Raw genomic sequence first — 20,668 nt, 5'->3', positions numbered from 1 at the left:
CCACTTCCATTCCCCTCCTGGTTTACCCTATCCCAAAGAACCCCGCTGCGACCTCGGCGGCGATCACCTCCGTAGTGCTGGGCCCCAGGGATTGGGCAAACTCCTTGTTCGAGGGCACCACGTGGCCCACCCCGTGCAGCGTCCACAACTGCACCGCCGGGTGGCCGCTCGCCCAGGTGCTCACCTCCACGTTGGGGCTGGGCCGGGATACCTCCGGCTGGCCGGTGTGCCCGTTGAGCCCGGCCCACCACGCGGCCCCGCCGGGTGCGGACATCATCTCCCCGCGCGCGGCCCCCTCTAACGCCACGCGCCCGCCCGCGTAGGGCGTGATGGGGTCGGCTGTGCCGTGCATGAAGAGCACCGGCGTGGGCTGGTAAGAGCCTGGGGAAACCAGCAGGTTATCCTCGGCTGGGGGAGTGGCGGCAAAGATCGCGGCGGCGTCGAGCACGCCGGGGGCCTCCAGGAGGAAGCGCATGGTCATGTGCCCGCCGTTGGAGTATCCGCAGGCAAAGGCTCGCGCGGGGGAGAACCCGGAGATGAGCGCGTGGAGGAAAGCTACGTCGTCGATGGCTTCGTGGCGGCATTGCTCGTCAAGTTCGCGGCGGGCGTCGTTAAAGTGGTGCCCCACGCCGTCGGGATATACCAGGATCGCGTTGGTGCGCCGCGTCACCTCGTCAAAGGTGTGGCCGGTGAAGCGGGTGGAGATGCGCCCCGATTGGCGGGAGCCGTGCAGGTAGAGCAGGAGATCGGGGTGCTCGTTGGGGTGGGGCGGCAGCACCACGTGGTAGCGCCGGGTGCGTCCCTGGACGTCGAGGGTGCGGGTTTCCATGCCCGCCCATTCTATTGCCGGGCGCGCACCTCATCGCGGCGCACCGCTCGGCCGCGCCACCAGCCGATGCCCCGGCACAGCAGGTAGATAAGGAAGCTCAGGCTGGTCACAAACACGGAGACCGGCAGCCCCGGGGCCAGGGACAGAACCAGGCCACCCACGGCGGAGATCTCCGCGAAGATGACAGAGAGAAGCACCGCGCGCAGGGGCGAGGCGGTGACCTGCACGGCCGCCGCGCCGGGGGTGATGAGTAGCGCCATGACCAGCAGCGCGCCCACGATCTGTACCGATTGCGCGGCGGCCAGGCCCACCAGCACGGCAAAGCACACGGAGATCAGGCGCACCGGAACCCCGGAGGCGGCGGCCATGAGGGGATCGGCGCTGGCGAAGAGCAGGGGCCGCCACCACAGCGCTACGGCCCCCACCACCAGCGCGGTGACGGCGGCCAGCCACCACAGGGAGGCGGAGGAGACCCCCACGATCTGCCCGGTGAGCAGGGTGAGGGCGGTGGAGGAGTTGCCGGGGTAGAGGTGAATGAACAGTACCGAGAGGCCCAGGCCAAAGCTCATCACCACGCCGATGGCGCTATCTTGTTGGCCGCGCAGCCCCAGCACCGCCAGCACGATCGCCGCCGCGATGGAGCCCACCACCGCGCCCAGGCCGATGTTGAGGCCCGCGAGCAGCGCGGCCGAGGCGCCCATGAGTGCGAGTTCGCTGGTGGCATGAACGGAGAAGGACATCTGCCGCACCACGATCAGCGGGGCGATCACCCCGGAGAGCAGCCCCAGCAGCGCCGCGGCGATGAGAGCCTGCTGCACGAAGTCCACGCCGAGCAGGTAGAGGGTATCCGCCACGAACATCTACAGCACCACCAGTCGATCGTTCACGCGCACCACGTCCACGGGGGAACCGTAGAGCGCGCTGAGGGTTTCGGAGCGCATGACCTCGTCCACGGTGCCCACCCGGTGCCCGTGCGGGGCGAGGTAGAGCACGCGGTCGGTGACCCCCAGCACGGGGTTGATGCTGTGGGTGACAAAGACGATGGCGGCGTCACGGGAGCGTCGATAAGCATCAAGCCGCGCCACCGTGGCCGCCTGGGCGGCGGGGTCGAGGCTGAGCAGGGGTTCGTCGGCAAGCACCAGCGCCGGTTCCGTGGCCAGCGCCTGGGCCTGGCGCACCAGCTGCTGCTGCCCCCCGGAGAGCAGCCCCACGCGGTGCTCCGCGATTCCGGTGGCACCCACGGCGGCCAGCGCCTTATCGACATCCCCCCTGCGCGGCGCGCGCCCGCGCAGCACCCCGTGGCGCAGCGCCAGGGAAACCAGGTCGCGGGCGCGCAGCGGAAGATCGGCCGGGAACATGCGCTGTTGGGGGATATAGCCGATGCGATCGGTGGCGCGAATCTCTCCCGCGCTGAGCGGACGGGTGCCCATGATCGCGCTGAGCAGCGTGGACTTGCCGACGCCGTTGGGGCCGAGCACCGTGAGGAACTCGCCGGGGCGCAGGCGGAAGTCCACGCCCTCCCATAGCGGGGAGAGCGTGGCGCGGGAGAAAACGAGGGGACTAGACAACGAGCATCACCGGGATCATCACGATCATGGACACGGGGGAAACGGCACGGCGGCGCGGCGCGCCATCGTGCTAAATAGATTCAAAATTATTGATCGCCTGGGTAAGGAAATCAATGCTACCTTGCCCCTCCGCCGGCGTTTCCGATACCTCCACCACCGTTATTCCCTTATCCTCGGCGGCCTGGCGAATGCGCTTGGTCATGTCCGTGGCGGTTTGCGGGTTATACACCAAGGCATCAATTCCGCCGGACTCGATGAGCTCCAGGAACTCCGCGAGGTCGGCGGCGGCGGGCTCGCTCTCGGCCAGGGTGGCGTGCCGGTAGCCCTGGGGGGTGACCTCCTCCAGGGGGGAATCCTCGATGAGGTAATCCGCGATGGGCTCCGTCTGAGCCAACCGTGCCTGGGGGAGGGCGGCCAGGCGTTCCTTGAGCCGGGCGAGATTCTCCTTGGTGGCGGTGGCGTCTGCGTCGGGAACGCGATCGGCGATCTCCTGGGCTACCTCGGAGAGGGAATCGAGGTCAAACCAGATGTGCTCGTTGGTGATCTCTTGGCCGGTATCCGTGTGGCCGGCGCCGTGATCGTGGGAGTGGGCGGTCAGCGGCAGGGCGTGCACCACCTGGCTATCGTCTAACCCCTCGTAAAGCCAGGCGTCATAGCCCCCGCCACCGGCCACCACAAAGGAGGCGCCGTGCGCGCGGGCCATATCGGCGGCGCTGGGGCTGAAGTGGTGGGGATCGGTGACGTCGCCGGTGATGATGGAGGTGACCTCCGCGCCGGTGCCCTCGGTGACGCTGCTGGCGAGGTCGCCCCACACGGAGGTAGAGGCGACGATGGTGCTATTTTCCTCTGTGCCCTCCGCGTCGGTGGCGGGGGTGCTGGAACAGGCGCTGAGGGTGGGGAGCGCCGCGAGCGCCGTTGCGGTGAGGGCGGTACGGAGACGAATCATGCTGTCCACCTAACCCTTATTGCGAATAATTGTCAATATGGGAACTTGTTGGGAACCCTACCTCCGCCGAGTCACCGCCCCGGCCGCGCCAAGGAGAAGAGAAAGCAGCGCCGTACCCACCCCGGAGAGCACCAGCGCGTGCGCGGGCCCAAGATAACTAACGACGGGCGCGCTGATGACGTACCCCACCATCATCGCGGAGGTATTGGCCGCCGACATCGCGGATAGCGCCTTGGGTTGCACGGATGCGGGCACGGCGCGCACCACCAGCAGCCGCAGCGCCGCCACCTGCACCGCATTGCCGATCCCCGCCACGAGAAACCCGAGGGCCGCCCCCCGCGACACTCCCGGAGAGCGTGGCCAGCACAATGGCGCTGCCCATGACAACCCCGGCGAGGCGGAGGACCATGCGTGAGCGCCCTTCCGGTATCCGGGATGAAGCCTTGGCTCCCACAATCCGGCCCGCGATGAAGGCCTGGGTGAGAATCGCATACCCCACCCCGCCCGCATGCAGAACATCGACGGCAAAATACACCAGGGCGACGTTATAGATAGAGGTAAAAACAATAGCGCCCCACAGCGATTGCAGCGCCGAGCGCACCTGTGGGTTGCGCAACAAAAGCGCAGGTGCCTGCCATACCCGGCGCAGAAAACCCTCCTTCATCTCCTGGGGAGCCATCGGTGTGGCCGGGGTGAACGCCAGCACCGTGACGATGAGAATGGCGCTGGCGCACAACTCCAAGGCAAAGACGCTGCGCAAGGAGACCACCTGCACCAAAAACCCACCCAGCATGAGGCCGGAAAAATCCCCGACGAGGCGCGCGGTATCCATGCGGGAAAACGCCACGGCCGCGCCCCGGCCGTCAAGCCTCTCCGCGATATTCAACAGCGCGGGAATAATCAGCCCCGCCGTGGTGGAACTGGCGCAGGCCCCAAGAACAAGCACCCAGGGCAGCGGCCAGGCGATCAGCACCAAAAGAATCGCCATATCCACCATCGACGCCAAGACGGCCAGCCGCCGGGCCGGGTGGCGATCAAAGAGCGGGGCCAAGAGCGGGGAAAAGACGATCTGCGCGATGGCCCCCGCCAGCAGCGTGGCGGTGACCATAGAAACCCCCGCGCCCGTGACGGCGAAATGCACCGAGATCGCCATAGACGTGAGCGAGCCGCACAGCGCGCTCAGGAAGTACGCCAGGGCGAGCGCTTGTGGGGCGTGGCGGCGGGGTGTTAAGGGCTTCTTATCCAATGCTCAACATGTATGTCTGTGGGGCTAACGGACATGCGAGAGAAAAGTTCTCGGTGTTCTTGATTGGAAAAAGACTCTCTTTTCATGGAAGAAATCCATATCGTACCAAGAGACTCCGAAGTGTACTTTGGAAGTTCTGTCGGGAAATCTCTCGCTGAACACAAACTGCCAATCATATCCGGGCCGGGGCGGCTTAGAACTGAGGCGCCTGTCTGATTCTTCAAGTTGGTGTAGGCATGTCCGTAAAGATTCTTCATCTTTTAGGGAGATGGTGGCTTTACTTTCGGCAACCGCGACACGTCCTGCGACTCGCTTTCTGGTGCAGCCTCCCACGGTTACAAGGGTTGGGGTGGAAGAAAATGTGAACATGGTGTTCTTTCTGATTGGTTGATCTTACCTTAGATGTGGTAGGTGGGCCTGTCTTGCGGTTGAGGAAATGTAGATAAAATGTATTACCCTATCCGGGGGATTATATTTATGTTCTATAAAATATAAAAGAAGATACTATTAATCATTCCCTCCTCCTTGCCTACTCTGAGGTTATTACGGGGGACTTCACTTCCATAGGAGCTGCCCCACCGGTGCTATCCTGCTCCTATGCCCCGCAGGACCCCGCACAAGGCCACCCTGGCCTCCCTCGCCGCCGAGTTGGGGGTGTCCCGCACCACGGTGTCCAACGCCTATAACCACCCGGAGCAGTTGTCTCCCCGGCTGCGGGCCAAGATCCTGGCGGTGGCCCAGGCGCGCGGCTACACGGGACCCGATCCCACCGCGCGCAGCCTCCGCAGCGGTCACGCCGGGGCCATCGGCGTGGTGCTCACGGAGGATCTCACCTACGCCTTTGACGATCAACCCTCCGTGGACTTCCTCGCCGGGGTGGCGGAGGCCTGCGCGGACTATGAGACCTCGCTGACGCTGATCCCGGTGGGTGCTCAGGCCCAGCGGCGCACCAGCCTGGTGTCCGGCGCGGCCGTGGACGGCTTCGTGGTGTACTCCGTGGCGGAGGATGATCCCGATTTACGCGCGGTGTTGGAGCGTCGGTTGCCCACGGTGATCTGCGGACAGCCCACCACCATCGAGGGGGTTCCCTTCGTGGGGATCGACGACCGCCGGGCCATCGCCCCCGCCGCGCGTGCCTTGGTGGAGGCGGGGCACCGGCGCATCGGCATCCTGGCGATCCGCCTGCACCGCGATCCCGTGGACGGCTTCATTGACCACCGCGATCTACCCCAGGCGGGCCTGCACATTCAGCGCGACCGCGTGTGCGGGGCCCTGGACGTATTCGCGGAATCCGGGATCGACCCCGCCGCCGTGCCCGTGGTCACCAGGCATATCAACAGCGCACCTCACGCCCGCTCCGCCGCCGAGCAATTGCTGAGCACGCACCCGGATCTCACCGCCGTGCTGTGCACCACGGATTCGATGGCTAACGGCGTGCTGGCCTACGCCCAGGATCGCGGTTGGCGGGTGCCCGAGGATATATCCGTGACCGGCTTCGATGGGGTAGCCGCCGCACTGCGGGAGGGTTTGACCACGGTGATTCAGCCCAACCGCATGAAAGGGGTGGCGGCGGGCACCACCCTGCTAGAACTAGGGCAGGGCCAGGAGCCGGGGCGGGCGCATCGCACGATCCTGCCCACGGAGTTCTTCCCCGGACACACCGTGAGCGCCCCCAGGAACTAGAGCGCGGGGAAGTACGTGCGCGCTCCCTCCTCGGCGGCGAGGGAATGCGCGCGCTCCATGATCTCCGCAGGCAGAGCCTCCTGCGCGGTTTCTTGCTGCTCCGGGGAGAGCTGGGCGCGCACCGCTGCCATCTCCGCCGTGGCGAGGGCGTGGCGCTGCTCGGCGGTGAGCATGGCGACGTCGATACGCTCGGCGCGGGTACGCGCCAACGCGTGCAGGAGTTCGCCCACCTCCGCGATAGTGTTTACGCGGGTGGTGGCGGCTGTTTCCCCGGGGCCGACCTTCACGGAGAGGTCGCCGGTGCCGAGAACCTTAAAGCCATGCTCGTCGGTGGTGTCATCGCCTAGGAATACCGTGGCGTCCGGCCGCCACCGGGCGATCTCCTCGCTGAGCCAGGTTCCCTTGGTGGCGGTGGACACGGAGAACTCCACCACGCGCTTGCCCCAGGTCACGTGCGTGCCACGGGGGTCAAGCGCGGCCACCTCATCGAGCAGGCGGTGCATCAGGGACTCGTCGCGCACCCGAATATAATGGAATACCCGCTGGTAGGGCTTGTATTCCACGAACGCGCCCTCCACCCCCTCGCACAGGGCCTCCAGCTCGGCGGCCAGGGCGTCCAGGGTGGCGCGCTGCTCGGGGGTGAGCGTGGCATCGTGCCCCTCGGGCTCCGCCCCGTGCGAACCCACCCGCAGAATCGGGGGCCGGGTGGGGCACACGATGTCTAGTTGCGCGAGGTTGCGCCCGCTGAGGATCACCACGCGGGTATCCGGCATTCCGGCGAGGGCCGAGAGCGCGGCAATGGAGGCGGATTCCACGGGAACGTTCATGGGATCCTCGCTAATACCGGCGAGGGTGCCATCGAAATCGCTGACCACCAGGAGACGAGGGGCGCGGGCGGCGGGGGAGACGGTGCTGCTCAAAGACATGAAAACCACGGTACAGAAAGAGCGTGGCGGGGCCGTTCGAACGGGAGGATTGGGGGTATTGACCTGCGCAAAGGTGGTGTACGATGTGGGTTCTTAGAGAACACCAGTACCCCGGTGTTGGAGAGGCACTGCGGAGGCGCGAGGGAAAGGCGGCGAGCGTGCGAGCGTTGCAGGGCGTGATCGAGCCGTATCTTCCCGTGTACGTGCGCCAGCGGCTGGGGTGGGAGGTAGCCCAGGCCCGCAAGGAACGCGGCCTCACCCAGGCCGCCCTGGCCGCGAAAACCGGCATGAGCCAGCGCACCCTCTCCCGCCTAGAAAACGGGTATTCGGGGGTGGCGGAGGAGAAGTTCTTTGCCATCGCGGAGGCGATCGGGCCGCTAAAAAGCATTTCCTCTGAGGACTTTCCGCCGCCGGATCTTTCCCAGGCGCATGCGTGGACGGATAATGTATGAGCGTTGATCTTGATCTTTACTTGGCCGGCGTGCATGCGGGCACTATTAGACACCGCGCTGTGGGCGGGGAGATAGTTCCGGAATTTACTTATACCCACCAGTGGTTAGGAATTGAAGGAGCCTTTCCCCTTTCTTTATCCATGCCGCTGCAAGAGTGCCCACATAATTCTAAAAAAACTAAGCGGTACTTAGAAGCATTGCTGCCGGAGAATATTTGGACCTTGGAAGATTGGCAGAAGCGAGATTGGCAGAAGCGTTATCGCGGCATGGAAATTGCCGATCCCACTTCTATCTTGGCCGTGGTGGGGGAGGACGTGGCGGGAGCGGCGAGGTTTGTGCCAGCGGGGAAAAACTCATGGGTTCCGTCGCAGCATCGCCTTCACCGATGACGAGGTGGGTGCTTTCCTTACGGATCTGCGCGCACACCGGGGGCCATGCCCAACACGGCATATATACCGCGCATTTCTCTTGCCGGACAACAACCGAAGTTGGGGCTCTACCGGGATGCCGGTGGGTGGAGAATGCCTTATGGTGATATGCCTTCCACGCATATCTTGAAGCCCGCCCCTGAGAATCTCACGGATATTGACATCAATGAAGCTGCGATGATGAATGCCGCCGCTGCGGCGGGAATCCGAGTCAGCGACTCGGTGGTGGAAAACATTGGCGGGCAGCGCGTGTTTGTGACCACCCGCTATGACAGGGTGCGCGATCAGGAAGGAAACATACTGAGAATCCACCAAGAGGATTTTGCTCAAGCCTTGGGATACCGTGCGCAGGCGAAGTATCAGAAAGAAAAAGGTCCCGCGCTGCGGAACATGATTCCGTTTTTGCGGGAGCATGTGGTTGATCCAGAGGCAGACGTTGATCAGGTTAATCGATTATTGGCATTCAACGTGGCGATTGGTAATGCCGATGCTCACGCGAAGAATCATTCTATCCTCATCATGCCTTTGGGGAATCATCTGGCCCCGGCATATGATCTTTTATCCGTTGCCGCCTACCCGGCATATAGCCAGGAACTGGCGTTGAGTGTGGGGAAGCAATACCATGCTCGCCAGGTTCAGGAACGGGATTGGCGATATTACGCGGAGAAGTCTGGACAGGACGTGGAGCGAGTATTAGCAATAGTCGCGGAGGTGTGGAGCCGTACTCCTGACGCGGTAGCTGACTCTTTAAACCGGCATGGTGCCTCCAGGGAGATGAAGGAGACGATTATGGAGACCGTGCGGACGATAGAAGATCGTATGCCGTCCACATAGAGGAAAGAAAAGGAGTACGCCCTACCCGGCGTCCGTGGTGAGCCGAATGGCCGGGGCGTCCACGGCCTGAGAGCGCTGAGTGAGCACCAGTTCCGCATCGGAGGGCTGGGCGAGCGTGTATTCCCCGGTAAGGAGGTCGCGCAGCGCGGAATCCACGTGGGCGGCCCCGCCCTGGCAGTCGGCGGGTGCGTCCTCCACGTCGATCTGCTCGAAGGTCACGGCATCGGCCTCCTGGGCGGAGGAATCGGAGCCGTCCTTGCTAAACCGCACGATGCCTTGCACCCGGGCGCACCCGGTGGAGCCGGTGATGGTGGTTTCCCCGAAGGAGAAAGCCGCCAGCCCCGCCACGCTGGCGGGCAGATCCCCGCTGTCGCGCGGGTCGAGGTAGAGGCCCGTGACCTGCCAGGTGGGGCCCGCGATCGCGCCGGGTTCGGCCGCGCAGGCGGCGAGAGTGGCCGCCAGGGTGAGGCCACACAGCGCGGCGACGGCGGTGGGGAGGGGAGGCCGCGTCATCGCGCCTCCGAGGCGGGACGGGAGGAGGAACCTGTGGAGGCCGCGTGCGCCTCGGCCAGGCTGTCGAGGAAGGACTGAGCCCAGAGGTTGACGTCGTGCTCCTGCACCTGCCGGTGCATGGTGGTCATGCGGGCACGGGCGTCATCGGGCGCGGTGCGCAGATCCGTGGCGGCCCGGTGAATGCTGCGCTTGATGGCCTCCAGGTCAAAGGGGTTGCACAGGTATGCCTCGGGGAACTCCTCGGCGGCACCGGCGAACTCGCTGAGCACCAGGGCACCGCTGCCGCTGGGGTGGGCCGCCGCGTATTCCTTGGCCACCAGGTTCATGCCGTCCTTGAACGGGGTGACCAGCATGATGTCTGCCGCCGCGTAATACGTGGCGAGGGTGGACTTGGGCACCGAGCGGTGCAGGTACTCCACCACCGGGCGACCCGGCGTGCCGTACTGGCCGTTGATGCGGCCCACGGCCTCCTCCACGCGGGAACGGGTGCGGCGGTAGTGCTCGATGCGCTCGCGGGAGGGGGTGGCGATCTGGAGGAAAACGGTCTTGGGCGGCAGCGCGCCGCCGGCGAGCAGTTCCTCGTAGGCGCGGAGGCGCTGCAAGATGCCCTTGGTGTAGTCCAGGCGATCCACGCCGAGGAGGATGAGGTCAGGATCACCGAGGTCATGCCGCAGGGTGGTCACCGCCTGCGGCTCGGGGCGGGGTACGGAGGCGACGTCGATGGAGATGGGGAAGGCACCCACGCCGACCTCGCGGCCGTCGGGAGCCGTGACGTGCGCGGTGATCGCGCGGGTGGATACCTCGCCGCTCGTGCGCAGGGTATCGGGCAGGCCGGTGTGGGTGCCCGCGGAGCCGGATACCTGCGCGGCCAGGGTGAGGAAGTTGCGCGCGTTATCTTCCAGGTGGAAACCGATGATGTCCGCGCCGAGCAGGCCGCGCATGACCTCCTCGCGCCAGGGAAGCTGACGGAAGAGATCGGGGCTGGGGAAGGGAATGTGCAGGAAGAAGCCGATGGTGAGGTCCGGGCGCATCTGGCGCAGGATCCCGGGCACCAGTTGCAGCTGATAGTCCTGCACCCACACGGTGGCCCCCTCGGCGGCAACATGCGCCACGGCCTGCGCAAACTTGAGGTTTACCTCCCGGTAGGCGGCCCACCACTCGCGGTGGAACTCCGGGGTGACGATGAGGTCGTGATACAGCGGCCACAGGGTGGCGTTGGAAAAACCCTCATAAAAATCGCGGTAATCCTCCGCAGAAAGCGTCACGGGATAGAGCAGCACGTCCGCCTCGGTGCGGAAGGGCTCGGGGGATTCGTCAATGACCCCCGGCCATCCCACCCAGCAGCCCTCGTGGCTCTCCAGAACGGGAGAGAGCGCGGAAACAAGGCCGCCGGGGCTGGGCACCCAGCGGGGGGAGCCGTCCTCGGCGCGCTGCATATCCACCGGCAGGCGGTTGGCCACCACCACGAAGTTATTGTTGCTTTCACCCATGCTGTTCAGGCTAGTCGCTCCTCCCTAAAGGCGCGCGCTAGGACTTCTTGGTGGTCTTTTTTGCGGTGGTCTTTTTAGTGGTCTTCTTAGCTGTGGTTTTCTTGGTCGCCTTTTTGGTAGTTTTCTTGGTGGCCTTTTTTGCGGTGGTTTTCTTAGCCGAGGTCTTTTTGGTGGACTTCCGGGTGCGCTTGGCGGCCTTCTTAGGCTCCGGCTCCTTATATTCCTCTTCAAACTTCCGGTACACCAGCCCTGCGGGCTCCACGCCAAGCATGGACATCAGGGTCACCCCATCGAGCATGTTCTCGGCGTAACTCGCCACAATGCGGCGCGCGGCGGCAGCCGTCTCCTCCTCGACCCGGTGCAGGGTCTCGGCGCTCGGACGGGTATCAGTAACCTTGGGCGGCACGAATCCTCCTGGTGCGTAGGGCAATACTCAGGCACACGATTGTACGCCATGCGCCGGGCTCGTGCTTTTCGACGCCGCCCAGCGCCCCGGCGGGCACGAGACGCGCCCTAGCGGCGTCGAGAAGCGCGACGCCGAAGCTGCTGCCGGGCCTGATTGGCCTGCTGGAGGGTGGTGCGGCCCGCGACGCGGAAACCCCGGTACGGATTAAACCGCTGCGGGCGGCGCACCCGCCGCGCGATCCACTCACCGAGCACCACGCCGGCGGCCAGGCCACAGGAAATGGCCAGGGCCGTGGCGATGTTGGTGAATCCCACCAGCATCTGCTCGTTCAAAGCCGCATACATACCGCGATACACCGCCAGGCCGGGCAGCAACGGGGTAATGCCGGCGATGGCAATAATCAACGGGGGCACCTGGAACCGGCGAGCCAAAAGGCCACCGGCAAAACCAATCACCACGGCGGCCATGGAACCCGCCATCACCGTGGACATGCCCAGCGGGGAGAAAATGAAGTAATAGAAGATAGAACCCGTCATGGCGGTAATGCCGGAAAGCGCCACCGCCGACCACTCCGCATAACACGCAATGGCAAAACCCACCGAGGCCACGGTGCCCGCCATCACCCTCACGGTGGCGGTAGCCGGATTCGGGGCGGCCACCGATTCCATCGGAGGCAAGGAAATACCCACGTATGAGGACAATTGCAGACCAATGGCCACGCCCGCCACAATCGCCCCCGTATAAAGGAGCGTTTCAAAAAAGTGTGCGCTGGCTGTCACCGGCGCGCCGGTAATGCCATCCTGAAGGGATTGCACCAGCGTCAAACCGGCCAGCATCACGATGATGCCCGAGGCCACAATCTGGCTGGGGCGCAACTCCACGCCGTATTCCGCGGCGGCGGCATAAGAAAGCGCCGCCGGAATGGTGGCAATAACCCCGCCGATCACGTTCTGGAAAAACACCGGAAGATGATGCTTGGAAAGGAAAAGGCTCATGGCCATGATGGACAAAGAGGTGACAAAAGAAATAGCGCCCACCAGCAGCGTGCCGCCCAGCAACACCGAGACCGCCCCACCCATCAAACCCCAGCCAAAGATGGAGGTCACGGGGCCATACGCCGTGGGCTGCGCCTCAATATCGTCCAAAATCCTCTCCGCAACCTCCGGCGGGGTGGCCCCCGCCTGAATAGAACGAATCAGCCGGTCCACCGCAGAAAGCCGCGAAAAATCCGTGGTGAGCGTGCGCACCACCCGAAACACTGTGACCGGAGACTTCCGCGTGGTGCCGATCTGCGTGGAAACGGTGATGTTGTTCATCGTGATGTCCACGTGACACCACCACAAGCCATACGCGGAGGTCACCGCGTGCATCTGCGCCTTGGTATCGCTATTCGATGTCCCCGAGGACAACAAAATATCCCCAATCCGGGCGGCCAGATCCATCACCCCGGCTACCTGGTTATAGTCCGTCAGATCCACCGGGGCCAAGGGAGAGGGCGGAGGAGCGGCCTTGGCGGTATCAATGGTGGCCGCGTGGGGGGACTGATTGCGCCAGGCGCGGAACCGTTCGCGGATAGTGGGCACTCTCACGTCCTTTCTTGTGTGGCAGGTGGCGGTGTTGGGTTTCGCTGGGATTGTGGAGGGTGGGTAGCTGCGATCCCGCCCGTGGTGCAAGAAACTTTAGCGCCGGTGCCGGGCGGGTGCACACGGGCAGGCAGGGGTGGTAATACCGGGGTGTGGTGGCGGGGGAAGGCGGGTGATCCTGTACCATGTGCAGGCGATGCGGCTGTGTGTATTTGCGTGCAGGTGCGTCAATGCTGGAGTGGCGCAATTGGTAGCGCAACGGTCTTGTAAACCGTAGGTTGCGAGTTCAAGTCTCGTCTCCAGCCCTGTGAGCAGGGGGAATGGGGTGGCCAGGGTGGGGGAAATGGCTCAGGCCAGGAAAAAACCAGGAAATAATAACCGGTCACCCTCGCCCCCGCTTCGTTGCCCACTATAGTACGCAAACCCGGCCATGACAGCCGCCTCCCTCGTCATGTTACGCCCGCCTCGTACACGTCCGATCTTTGTGTATTGAGATAGGCGAAATCTGGTTCGAGACGGCCTCCGTGCCCCTTACGGACATGACTACGCATCTGATACTTGCTCATTGTCGTGCGCAAAAGGGGGCGTGCAGTATCCATACCCCCTGTGCTTGGTCAAAAATGACCGCAAGGGTGGATTCTGGGGGTTGTTGTAACGATAACGGTTTTCACGGTGTGATACTACCGGTTTCCCGCAGTACCTCAGCCATGACTTCTGCCGGTGTACTCCAACCTAACGCTTTACGTGGCTTGTGATTATGGATGTTCGCGATCACCTCTAAATCCTCTGGGCCGAACACTGACAGGTCAGCACCCTTCGGTAAGTTCCGCCGTAGACGACCATTCGTGTTCTCGTTACTTCCCCGCTCCCATGGCGAACCCGGGTGACAGAAGTAGATAGGAATGTCGGTGGCCATGGTGAACTTCTTATGCCCTGCCATCTCACTGCCCTGATCCCACGTGATAGACGACCAGATCGCTGCATCTATGTCTGCTACTGCTTTCTGTAAAGAAGCTACGACCTCTTTACTGGTATGTCGGCCGGGTAGGTGTCCCAGTACGACAAAAACGACTGACTCGCTCTACCAGGGTTATAACCGCTGAGGCATTATTTTTGCCTAGGATGAGGTCTCCTTCCCAATGCCCAGGCAGGATGCGTCCGTTAATATCGCCAGGACGTTTCACTATTGGTGGTAGTGAGGATTCAGAGAGTTGCCGTCGCGGTCGTCGGCGGTGGTATCGAGGCTGTTGTGGCCAAGGCGGCTGAGACCGATGAGCGTGTCCGTGCGGTTGAGTGGGCGCTGGAAGTAGTCGCTCGGGGCGTGGTTGAGCGTGGCTATGTGACCATAGTGGACATTAACCGCAGCTATGCGAAGGTGTGGTGCGACGGTGTGCAAGTGCTCATAAAAGAGTTGGTAAAGGCGGGTCGCGTCACCGAGGAGATGGTGGTAAGGGGCAACCACAGCCAAACCTCGTAGTGGAAGAACGTATCGTAGAAACTTCGAACAACTCGGCCGGATATGCGGTTGGGTACGCCCCCCGGATGAGGGTGAATCGTGTAGCGAGTTGCAAATGTGTTTGATATGGCCGTTTGCGCAGGGCCAAGGTAATACAAGTTCTACGATGTGAAGGGGAAAACTCTACATGAGCGTATCTATCAAGCGCAGACTTTTCGCAGCGGGACTAGCGGTGGTGCTTCCTATTTCGGGAACGGCGTTGGCTGCCCCGCAAGCCGTTGCCGAAACAGTTATCGGAGGTTGTTTCGGCTCCACTCCTGATCGTCCTAACTTTGAGGGTGATTCATTTTTGGAGCTGTCGGATTTCCTAAGCGCAAAATTTCAGAAGAATGGAAGAGTTTGGCAAGCTCAGGATGATCAAGCTGTTTCTGACGCATGGTGTTCTTTGAATGGGAACCGGGCGAGTGTGGCCAACGCGGATGGTCAGATTTCGGCTGACCCAAGTGAGCGTACACTCGGAGACGGCACTAAATTATCCTTCCGTGGCACCAGTAAGTCAGGTGGCTACACTATTGATATCAACTCTCCGGATCGAACCAAGAATTTTAAGGTGCACGTTGCTAAGTAAGTCAGAGATATCTGAAGCGGTTTTGAAAGAATGTCACGAGATGGATGATTGGATAACCCTTTCTGCGGCGTTAGGGGCGTGTGATATCAACTCAGATACGGCGACTGATACTGAAATAACCAGTCTCCTAAAGGCTATCGACGAAGATCCCCGGCTTTATGTAGGTCGCATCGACGGCGGCGTGTTGGTTCCTGAAACTGGAACTCCGGAAGAAATAACTATTGCGATTACTGATTCAATTCAGGATCGTGGCTGGCAGTTAATGCGGTACTTTGCCGCGGAGGTGGAAGAGTAGTAGATAGTCCCTAACAACAACCCCGCACCATCCGGTGTGGGGTTTCATCAGCCTAAAGGTGCCCCGCCTCCCAGTCACCATGAGAAGATCAACCTATGGCCCTCTGCCTCGCAAGTAACAGACAACGCGGCGGCTTCGATTGACTCATGACCCGAGTACCCGGCCACACGCCCGGGTCTGTTGCAGGGTTGGCTGAGTGAGCCTATGCCGGTTCCTGCGCGGAACGGTTGTGGGAATCTGTGATGATGGGTGGATGCTCCTCTGTCTGATGTTGTGGTGGAAGTGTAAAGCGAAAATGGAGAACGCTTTCTTGCTTGGGGAGCCGGTGCGATCTCGGAGAGTAACCGGTAATACGAGAACCACACCGCCTCCTCTGCTAACGTCAGGTGGGTAAGCCACGGGAGTGCGCGCGCCGCGCACTGAGAGGCCCCAGCGGGATCGAGGGGCGACCGTTTGAACCTGTCCGGATCATGCCGGCGTAGGAAGGAGCCCTGTTTCATCATGCCTGCTCGCGTTACCACTGGCCCTATTTATCGCAGCCGCAAGGTCTATCGGGAGGTGGAGCACCGCAATACCGATGGCAGCGTTACCGCGCTGCGCCTCCCGGCCCGGACGATCGAGTTGACCACGGGGGAGGACTTTGAGGTGTATGACACCTCGGGCCCGTACACGGAGGAGAACCCCGATCTTGACCTGGAGCGTGGTTTGCCGCGCGCCCGCGAGTCCTGGGAGCGCCCCGCCCCGGTGGCGGCGAGCACGGAAAACCCCAACCTGCGGGTGCAAACCCAGTTGGCGTGGGCGCGGGCGGGGATCATCACGCCGGAGATGACCTTTTGCGCGGCCCGCGAGGGCATGGAGCCGGAGTTTGTACGCCGCGAGGTGGCGGCGGGGCGGGCGGTGATCTGCGCGAACCGGAGGCACCCGGAGGTGGAGCCGATGATTATCGGCCGGGCCTTTGCGGTGAAGATCAATGCGAATATGGGTAATTCCGTGGTGACCTCCTCCATCGCGGAGGAGGTGGAGAAGATGGTGTGGGCTACCCGCTGGGGTGCGGATACCATCATGGATTTGTCCACCGGCTCGGATATTCATGAGACGCGCGAGTGGATCGTGCGCAATTCCCCGGTTCCGGTGGGCACGGTGCCCATCTACGAGGCGTTGGAGAAGGTCAAGGGCGATCCCACCCGGCTCACCTGGGAGATTTATCGGGATACGGTGATCGAGCAGTGCGAGCAGGGGGTGGATTATATGACCGTTCATGCCGGGGTGCTGCTGCGGTATGTTCCCCTGGCGGCGGAGCGGGTGACGGGTATTGTTTCGCGCGGTGGTTCGATCATGGCGGCGTGGTGCCTCAAGGAGCACCGGGAGTCCTTTTTGTACACGCACTTTGCGGAGTTGTGTGACATTCTGGCGCGTTACGATGTCACCTTTTCGCTGGGCGATGGCCTGCGTCCCGGCTCCATCGCGGATGCGAACGATGAGGGGCAGTTGGCGGAGCTGCGCACCCTGGGGGAGTTGACGCAGATTGCTCGCGCGCGGGGCGTGCAGGTGATGATCGAGGGGCCCGGCCACGTGCCGCTGCACAAGATTCCGGTGAACGTGGAGTGGGAGGAGGACTGGTGCCACGGCGCGCCCTTTTATACCCTGGGGCCGCTGACCACGGATATCGCCCCGGGCTACGATCACATCACCTCCGCGATCGGCGCCGCGGTGATCGGCCAGGCGGGCACGTCCATGCTGTGTTACGTCACGCCCAAGGAGCATCTGGGGTTGCCTAATCGCGATGACGTCAAGGTGGGGGTGATTACCTATAAGATCGCGGCGCATGCCGCGGATCTGGCCAAGGGGCACCCCCGGGCGCAGGAGCGTGACGATGCGCTCTCCCGGGCGCGCTTTGAGTTCCGCTGGCACGATCAGTTTGCCCTGGCGCTTGATCCCGATACCGCCCTGGAGTTTCATGATGAAACCCTGCCGGCGGAGCCCGCCAAGACCGCGCATTTTTGTTCCATGTGCGGGCCCAAGTTCTGTTCCATGCGGATCTCGCAGGACGTGCGCGATTACGCCCGCGCGCACGGCCTCACCTCGGTGGAGGCGATCGAGGCGGGCATGGCGGAGAAATCCGAGGAGTTCAGCCGTTCCGGTGGGCGAGTGTATCTGCCGCTTACTCCACAAACCGGTACCCCATCCCGGCCTCGGTAAGAAAGTGCCGGGGGTGGGCGGGATCAAGCTCTAGTTTCTGCCGCACCTGGGAGAGGTACACCCGCAGGTAGTTGGTTTCCCGCTCGTAGGCCCCGCCCCACACGGCTTTGAGCAGGTCGGTCTTGGGCACCAGCTGCCCAGCGTGCCCGGCGAGGTAGGCTACCACGCCCCACTCGTGCGGGGTGAGGTGTATCGGCTCCCCGTCGCGCAGCACGCGGGACTGGGCGAGGTCGATGTGGAGCCGCCCGTCGCCTGTGCGTACCACCGGCGCGGCCTCGGTGCCGGGGTAGCGGCGCAGCGCGGCGCGCAGTCGGGCGAGGAGTTCTCCCATGGAAAACGGCTTGGTCACGTAGTCATCCGCGCCCTCGTCCAGGGCGTTGATCTTGCCCTCGTGGTCGTGGCGCGCGGAGATGATGAGCACGGGAACCTGGCTCCATGCGCGCAGGGAGCGCAGGACGGTGAGCCCGCTGGCGTCGGGAAGCCCCAGGTCGAGCAGGAGGGCGTGGGGCTGCCACTCCCGGGTGGCGCGCAGGGCCTCGGCGGCGGTGGTAGCCACGGTGACGTCGTAGTCGCGGGCGCGCAGGTGGATGAGCACCACGCGGGCGAGGGCGGTATCGTCCTCGACAACGAGAATGCGGGGGCGCGTCATTACGAGCTCTCCCTGGGCAGGCGCAGCGTCATGGTGGTGCCGCCGCCGGGGGTATCGGATACGCGGATCGTGCCGCGCATGGCTTCCGTGAATCCCTGCACCACGGCGAGGCCCAGGCCCAGGCCGGTGCCCGTATCGTTGCGGTTGAGGAAGGGCGTGAAGAGGGTATCGCGCTGCGCGGCGGGGATACCGGGGCCGTGGTCGATCACCTGGATTTCCACCGAATCCTCCGCCGCGCGGGCGCGCACCACCACGGGGGCGGCCCCGTGGGTGAATGCGTTGCGCAGGAGGTTGACCAGACAGCGTTGGAGCAACCCGTGATCGCCCAGGATCGGCGGCAGGGCGGGGGTAATCTCCAGGTGGACTTCCGCGCGGTGTTCGGGTTGTTCCTGCACGGCGGCCGCGATCACCTCGGCGGGCCTCAGCGGGCGACGGTGCACGGCGATGCTCCCGGAGTTCAGGCGGCTCATGTCCAGGAGGTTGCCCACCACGGTTTCGAGCCGATCGGCGGACTCCTCGATGCTTTCGATCAGGGCGGTGCGTGCCTGCGCGGGGAGGGGGACGTCGTCAAGCAAAAGCCCGGACACGGCGGCCTTGATGCTGGCGAGTGGGGTGCGTAGGTCGTGGGAGACGGCGGCGAGCAGGGCGGAGCCCACGCGGTTGCTGGTGGCCAGGGCTGCGGCGGCGCGGCGGGCGGCGTCGATCTCCTGCCGATCCATCAGGGCGGTGATCCGCGCCCCGTGGGCCTCGATCATGGCGATCTGCTCCGGGGTGATGTCGCGCCCGGCCAGGATCAGGCGCAGGAAGGGGCCCAGTTCCACGTGCCCATCGCGGCCGGGATCCCAGGCATCGCCAAGGCCACGCTCGGCGGTGGATTCGAGGGTGACCCATTGGTGGCTGCCGGGGGATCGACGCTGAATATCCACCCGATCCAGGGAGAAGGTCTGCTGAATGTGGCGCAACAGGGAGGGGAGGTCATCGCCCTCGTGGAGGGCGCCGCGCGCGAGATCGCCCAGGATGATGGCCTGGTTTTGGCGATGCTGCGCCTGGTGCGTGCGCCGCGCCGCGACATCGACGACCCACGCCACGCTCACCGCCACGATGAGGAAAAAGACGATGCTGATGAGCGATTCCGGCTCCGTGATAGTCAGCGTGTGCTCCGGGGTGGTGAGGAACCAATTGACCAGCAGGGAACCGGAGAGCACCGCCAAGATCGCCGGGCGCAGCCCCCCGGCCAGGGCGGCGAACACCACGATGGTGAGGTACCCCAGCAACACCGCCCCCAGATAATCGGAACCGGGATTAAGCCGCAGCAGCGCGAGCGTGACCAGCGGCGGCGCCCCCGCCGCCAGCGCCCAGCCCAGCGCCCGCCGCCCCGCGCCAAGGTAACTAGGAGCGCTTGACGACGCCCCCGTGGCCCCCTCCCGCCGCTCCTCCGAGGAGGCCACGATGTGCACGTCCACGTGCCCGGCCTGGTTGATGATCTGGCGGCTCAGCTGCGCGCCCCGAGAAGAGGGCCGCCAGGGGCGCAGGCGGCGCGGCCCCAGGCCGATCACCAGCTGCGAGGCCCCCTGGGTGTGGGCAAAACCAAGGAGGGTATCGGCCACGTCATCGCCGGAGATCACGCGCCAGGCCCCGCCCAAATCCTCCGTGAGGCGCTGCAACCGCCGCAAGTCCTCGGGCGCGCAGAAGGTGGGGGCATCCTCCACGGCCACGTGCACCACCACCAGCTCCCGATCAGCCACCCGCCCGGCGATGCGCGCCCCGCGCCGGATCAGGGCCTCGGAGCCGGGCGCGCCGGAAACCCCCACCACCACGCGCTCACGGGTGGGCCACGAGCCGCGTATTCCCTGCTCGGCGCAGTACTGGGCCATGCCCTCCTCCACCTTGTCCGCCAGCCAGAGCAGGGCCAACTCCCGCAGCGCGGTGAGGTTGCCCAGGCGGAAGTAATTATTCAAGGCGCGCTGGGCGGCCTCGGCCTGGTAGATCAACCCCTGGGCCAGGCGCACGCGGAGGGTATCGGGAGAGAGATCCACCAGCTCGATCTGATCGGCCTCGCGCAGCACCCGATCCGGCAGTGTCTCGCGCTGACGCACCCCGGTGATGGCAAAAACCACGTCGTTGAGGGATTCCACGTGCTGGATATTCAGGGTGCTCAGCACGTTAATCCCGGCGTCGAGGAGCCGGTGCACGTCCTGCCAGCGCTTGGCCTCCGGGGCTCCGGGGCCGCCCACCACGGTGTGCGCCAGCTCGTCCACCAGCACGGTCTCCGGGTGAGCGCGCAGCACCGCCTCCACATTGAGTTCCCCATACTGCTGGCTCCCGGAGGGCAGGCGGGGTAGGCGCGGAAGAACCTCCAGGCCCTCCACCAGGGCGGCCGTGCGGGGGCGTCCGTGATCCTCCACCACGCCCACCAGCACGCGGTGGCCCTGGGCGGCAAGCTCGTGGGCCTCGTGCAGCATGGCGCAGGTTTTACCCACGCCGGGGGCAAAACCCAGGTAGATCTTGAGCTTGCCCCGTGTGACCCCGTCCATCAG

Annotated in this window: 20 protein-coding genes, 1 tRNA gene, 1 pseudogene and 1 riboswitch; of the genes and pseudogenes, 9 read left to right on the top strand and 13 right to left on the bottom strand. The window is 64.1% G+C overall.

Annotated elements, in window-relative coordinates:
• Positions 1-22: 22 nt before the first annotated feature.
• The 5 genes from Cocul_RS10245 to Cocul_RS10225 all read right to left on the bottom strand — a co-directional run bounded on the left by Cocul_RS10245 (position 23) and on the right by Cocul_RS10225 (position 4,589).
• Entirely contained in the window at positions 23-829 is an 807-nt protein-coding gene (locus Cocul_RS10245) for a CE1 family esterase (protein ID WP_055123193.1), read from the bottom strand.
• A gap of 11 nt (positions 830-840) precedes the next feature.
• Positions 841-1,689 carry a metal ABC transporter permease gene (locus tag Cocul_RS10240; RefSeq protein ID WP_055123192.1) on the bottom strand — a complete coding sequence of 283 codons (849 nt, stop codon included), beginning with the start codon at positions 1,687-1,689 and terminating at the stop codon, positions 841-843.
• Entirely contained in the window at positions 1,690-2,397 is a 708-nt protein-coding gene (locus Cocul_RS10235) for a metal ABC transporter ATP-binding protein (protein ID WP_055123191.1), read from the bottom strand. It abuts the gene before it with no gap.
• 70 nt (positions 2,398-2,467) lie between these two features.
• On the bottom strand, positions 2,468-3,343 hold the full coding sequence (locus Cocul_RS10230; RefSeq protein WP_055123190.1) for a metal ABC transporter solute-binding protein, Zn/Mn family: 876 nt from the start codon (positions 3,341-3,343) through the stop codon (positions 2,468-2,470).
• Positions 3,344-3,500: 157 nt separating this feature from the next.
• Entirely contained in the window at positions 3,501-4,589 is a 1,089-nt protein-coding gene (locus tag Cocul_RS10225) for an MFS transporter (protein WP_082422290.1), read from the bottom strand.
• 597 nt (positions 4,590-5,186) lie between these two features.
• Here Cocul_RS10225 and Cocul_RS10220 point away from each other — a divergent pair.
• Positions 5,187-6,272, top strand: coding sequence for a LacI family DNA-binding transcriptional regulator (locus Cocul_RS10220; RefSeq protein ID WP_055123188.1), 1,086 nt, complete (start codon positions 5,187-5,189; stop codon positions 6,270-6,272).
• Here the strand turns inward: Cocul_RS10220 and otsB are convergent.
• Positions 6,269-7,198 (bottom strand): trehalose-phosphatase, encoded by a 930-nt coding sequence (gene otsB / locus Cocul_RS10215; protein WP_069723623.1) that lies wholly within the window; start codon positions 7,196-7,198, stop codon positions 6,269-6,271. The two genes, Cocul_RS10220 and otsB, sit on opposite strands and share 4 nt — an antisense overlap.
• 83 nt (positions 7,199-7,281) lie before the next feature.
• On the opposite strand from otsB, the gene Cocul_RS10210 reads away from it, so the two are divergent.
• From Cocul_RS10210 to Cocul_RS10205, 3 genes are read left to right on the top strand one after another with little or no spacing between them, the layout of a single operon-like run.
• On the top strand, positions 7,282-7,650 hold the full coding sequence (locus Cocul_RS10210; RefSeq protein ID WP_082422289.1) for a helix-turn-helix domain-containing protein: 369 nt from the start codon (positions 7,282-7,284) through the stop codon (positions 7,648-7,650).
• Positions 7,647-8,039, top strand: coding sequence for a HipA N-terminal domain-containing protein (locus Cocul_RS12920; RefSeq protein WP_245622219.1), 393 nt, complete (start codon positions 7,647-7,649; stop codon positions 8,037-8,039). Before Cocul_RS10210 ends, Cocul_RS12920 begins: the two co-directional genes overlap by 4 nt.
• Positions 8,040-8,084: 45 nt before the next feature.
• Positions 8,085-8,912, top strand: a complete 828-nt coding sequence (locus Cocul_RS10205) for a HipA domain-containing protein (RefSeq protein WP_245622218.1) — start codon at positions 8,085-8,087, stop codon at positions 8,910-8,912.
• A 21-nt stretch (positions 8,913-8,933) separates the two neighbouring features.
• Here the strand turns inward: Cocul_RS10205 and Cocul_RS10200 are convergent, their stop codons facing one another.
• The 4 genes from Cocul_RS10200 to thrE all read right to left on the bottom strand — a co-directional run bounded on the left by Cocul_RS10200 (position 8,934) and on the right by thrE (position 12,904).
• A complete protein-coding gene (locus Cocul_RS10200) occupies positions 8,934-9,425 on the bottom strand; it encodes a hypothetical protein (protein ID WP_055123186.1) in 492 nt (163 codons plus the stop codon).
• Positions 9,422-10,915 carry an alpha,alpha-trehalose-phosphate synthase (UDP-forming) gene (locus Cocul_RS10195; protein WP_055123185.1) on the bottom strand — a complete coding sequence of 498 codons (1,494 nt, stop codon included), beginning with the start codon at positions 10,913-10,915 and terminating at the stop codon, positions 9,422-9,424. Before Cocul_RS10195 ends, Cocul_RS10200 begins: the two co-directional genes overlap by 4 nt.
• A 37-nt stretch (positions 10,916-10,952) precedes the next feature.
• Complete coding sequence (locus Cocul_RS10190) at positions 10,953-11,321, bottom strand: hypothetical protein (RefSeq protein WP_055123184.1); 369 nt, start codon at positions 11,319-11,321, stop codon at positions 10,953-10,955.
• Positions 11,322-11,428: 107 nt separating this feature from the next.
• Positions 11,429-12,904, bottom strand: a complete 1,476-nt coding sequence (thrE, locus tag Cocul_RS10185) for a threonine/serine exporter ThrE (protein ID WP_055123183.1) — start codon at positions 12,902-12,904, stop codon at positions 11,429-11,431.
• A gap of 232 nt (positions 12,905-13,136) precedes the next feature.
• On the opposite strand from thrE, the gene Cocul_RS10180 reads away from it, so the two are divergent.
• Positions 13,137-13,209 (top strand) — tRNA-Thr (locus tag Cocul_RS10180).
• A 362-nt stretch (positions 13,210-13,571) separates the two neighbouring features.
• Here the strand turns inward: Cocul_RS10180 and Cocul_RS12015 are convergent.
• A pseudogene (locus tag Cocul_RS12015) lies at positions 13,572-14,064 on the bottom strand (IS30 family transposase); the annotation flags it as partial.
• Between the two features lie 35 nt (positions 14,065-14,099).
• Here Cocul_RS12015 and Cocul_RS10175 point away from each other — a divergent pair.
• From Cocul_RS10175 to thiC, 4 genes are all read left to right on the top strand, one after another.
• The gene (locus tag Cocul_RS10175; protein ID WP_160318513.1) at positions 14,100-14,381 is read left to right on the top strand and encodes a hypothetical protein; all 282 of its coding nucleotides are present in this window, start codon (positions 14,100-14,102) and stop codon (positions 14,379-14,381) included.
• A gap of 166 nt (positions 14,382-14,547) precedes the next feature.
• Entirely contained in the window at positions 14,548-14,988 is a 441-nt protein-coding gene (locus Cocul_RS12395; RefSeq protein WP_150114459.1) for a hypothetical protein, read from the top strand.
• 40 nt (positions 14,989-15,028) lie between these two features.
• Positions 15,029-15,283 carry a hypothetical protein gene (locus tag Cocul_RS10170; RefSeq protein ID WP_055123181.1) on the top strand — a complete coding sequence of 85 codons (255 nt, stop codon included), beginning with the start codon at positions 15,029-15,031 and terminating at the stop codon, positions 15,281-15,283.
• 387 nt (positions 15,284-15,670) lie between these two features.
• Positions 15,671-15,785, top strand: a riboswitch (TPP riboswitch).
• Positions 15,785-17,482, top strand: coding sequence for a phosphomethylpyrimidine synthase ThiC (gene thiC / locus Cocul_RS10165; RefSeq protein WP_055123180.1), 1,698 nt, complete (start codon positions 15,785-15,787; stop codon positions 17,480-17,482). It overlaps the preceding riboswitch by 1 nt.
• Here thiC and Cocul_RS10160 read toward each other — a convergent pair.
• Positions 17,445-18,131: a response regulator gene (locus tag Cocul_RS10160; RefSeq protein ID WP_055123179.1), complete on the bottom strand. Its 687-nt coding sequence runs from the start codon at positions 18,129-18,131 to the stop codon at positions 17,445-17,447. The genes thiC and Cocul_RS10160 overlap by 38 nt on opposite strands.
• Complete coding sequence (locus Cocul_RS10155) at positions 18,131-20,665, bottom strand: ATP-binding protein (RefSeq protein WP_055123178.1); 2,535 nt, start codon at positions 20,663-20,665, stop codon at positions 18,131-18,133. Before Cocul_RS10155 ends, Cocul_RS10160 begins: the two co-directional genes overlap by 1 nt.
• Positions 20,666-20,668 lie beyond the last annotated feature (3 nt).

The organism is Corynebacterium oculi (genome assembly GCF_001412105.1).
In the GTDB taxonomy this organism is placed as follows: Bacteria; Actinomycetota; Actinomycetes; order Mycobacteriales; family Mycobacteriaceae; genus Corynebacterium; species Corynebacterium oculi.
The sequence above is the reverse complement of the archived record's forward strand: the minus strand, read 5'-3'. Positions and strand labels throughout refer to the sequence as shown.

Bases quoted from the DNA above. Each gene is read 5' to 3' on its own strand.
- Cocul_RS10160 (WP_055123179.1), bottom strand. From the start codon at position 18,131: ATGACGCGCCCCCGCATTCTCGTTGTCGAGGACGATACCGCCCTCGCC.
- Cocul_RS10245 (WP_055123193.1), bottom strand. From the start codon at position 829: ATGGAAACCCGCACCCTCGACGTCCAGGGACGCACCCGGCGCTACCAC.
- Cocul_RS10240 (WP_055123192.1), bottom strand. From the start codon at position 1,689: ATGTTCGTGGCGGATACCCTCTACCTGCTCGGCGTGGACTTCGTGCAG.
- Cocul_RS10220 (WP_055123188.1), top strand. From the start codon at position 5,187: ATGCCCCGCAGGACCCCGCACAAGGCCACCCTGGCCTCCCTCGCCGCC.
- Cocul_RS10230 (WP_055123190.1), bottom strand. From the start codon at position 3,343: ATGATTCGTCTCCGTACCGCCCTCACCGCAACGGCGCTCGCGGCGCTC.
- Cocul_RS10210 (WP_082422289.1), top strand. From the start codon at position 7,282: ATGTGGGTTCTTAGAGAACACCAGTACCCCGGTGTTGGAGAGGCACTG.
- Cocul_RS12395 (WP_150114459.1), top strand. From the start codon at position 14,548: ATGAGCGTATCTATCAAGCGCAGACTTTTCGCAGCGGGACTAGCGGTG.
- otsB (WP_069723623.1), bottom strand. From the start codon at position 7,198: ATGTCTTTGAGCAGCACCGTCTCCCCCGCCGCCCGCGCCCCTCGTCTC.
- Cocul_RS10200 (WP_055123186.1), bottom strand. From the start codon at position 9,425: ATGACGCGGCCTCCCCTCCCCACCGCCGTCGCCGCGCTGTGTGGCCTC.
- Cocul_RS10170 (WP_055123181.1), top strand. From the start codon at position 15,029: ATGGATGATTGGATAACCCTTTCTGCGGCGTTAGGGGCGTGTGATATC.
- thiC (WP_055123180.1), top strand. From the start codon at position 15,785: ATGCCTGCTCGCGTTACCACTGGCCCTATTTATCGCAGCCGCAAGGTC.
- Cocul_RS10205 (WP_245622218.1), top strand. From the start codon at position 8,085: ATGCCCAACACGGCATATATACCGCGCATTTCTCTTGCCGGACAACAA.
- Cocul_RS12920 (WP_245622219.1), top strand. From the start codon at position 7,647: ATGAGCGTTGATCTTGATCTTTACTTGGCCGGCGTGCATGCGGGCACT.
- Cocul_RS10155 (WP_055123178.1), bottom strand. From the start codon at position 20,665: ATGGACGGGGTCACACGGGGCAAGCTCAAGATCTACCTGGGTTTTGCC.
- Cocul_RS10195 (WP_055123185.1), bottom strand. From the start codon at position 10,915: ATGGGTGAAAGCAACAATAACTTCGTGGTGGTGGCCAACCGCCTGCCG.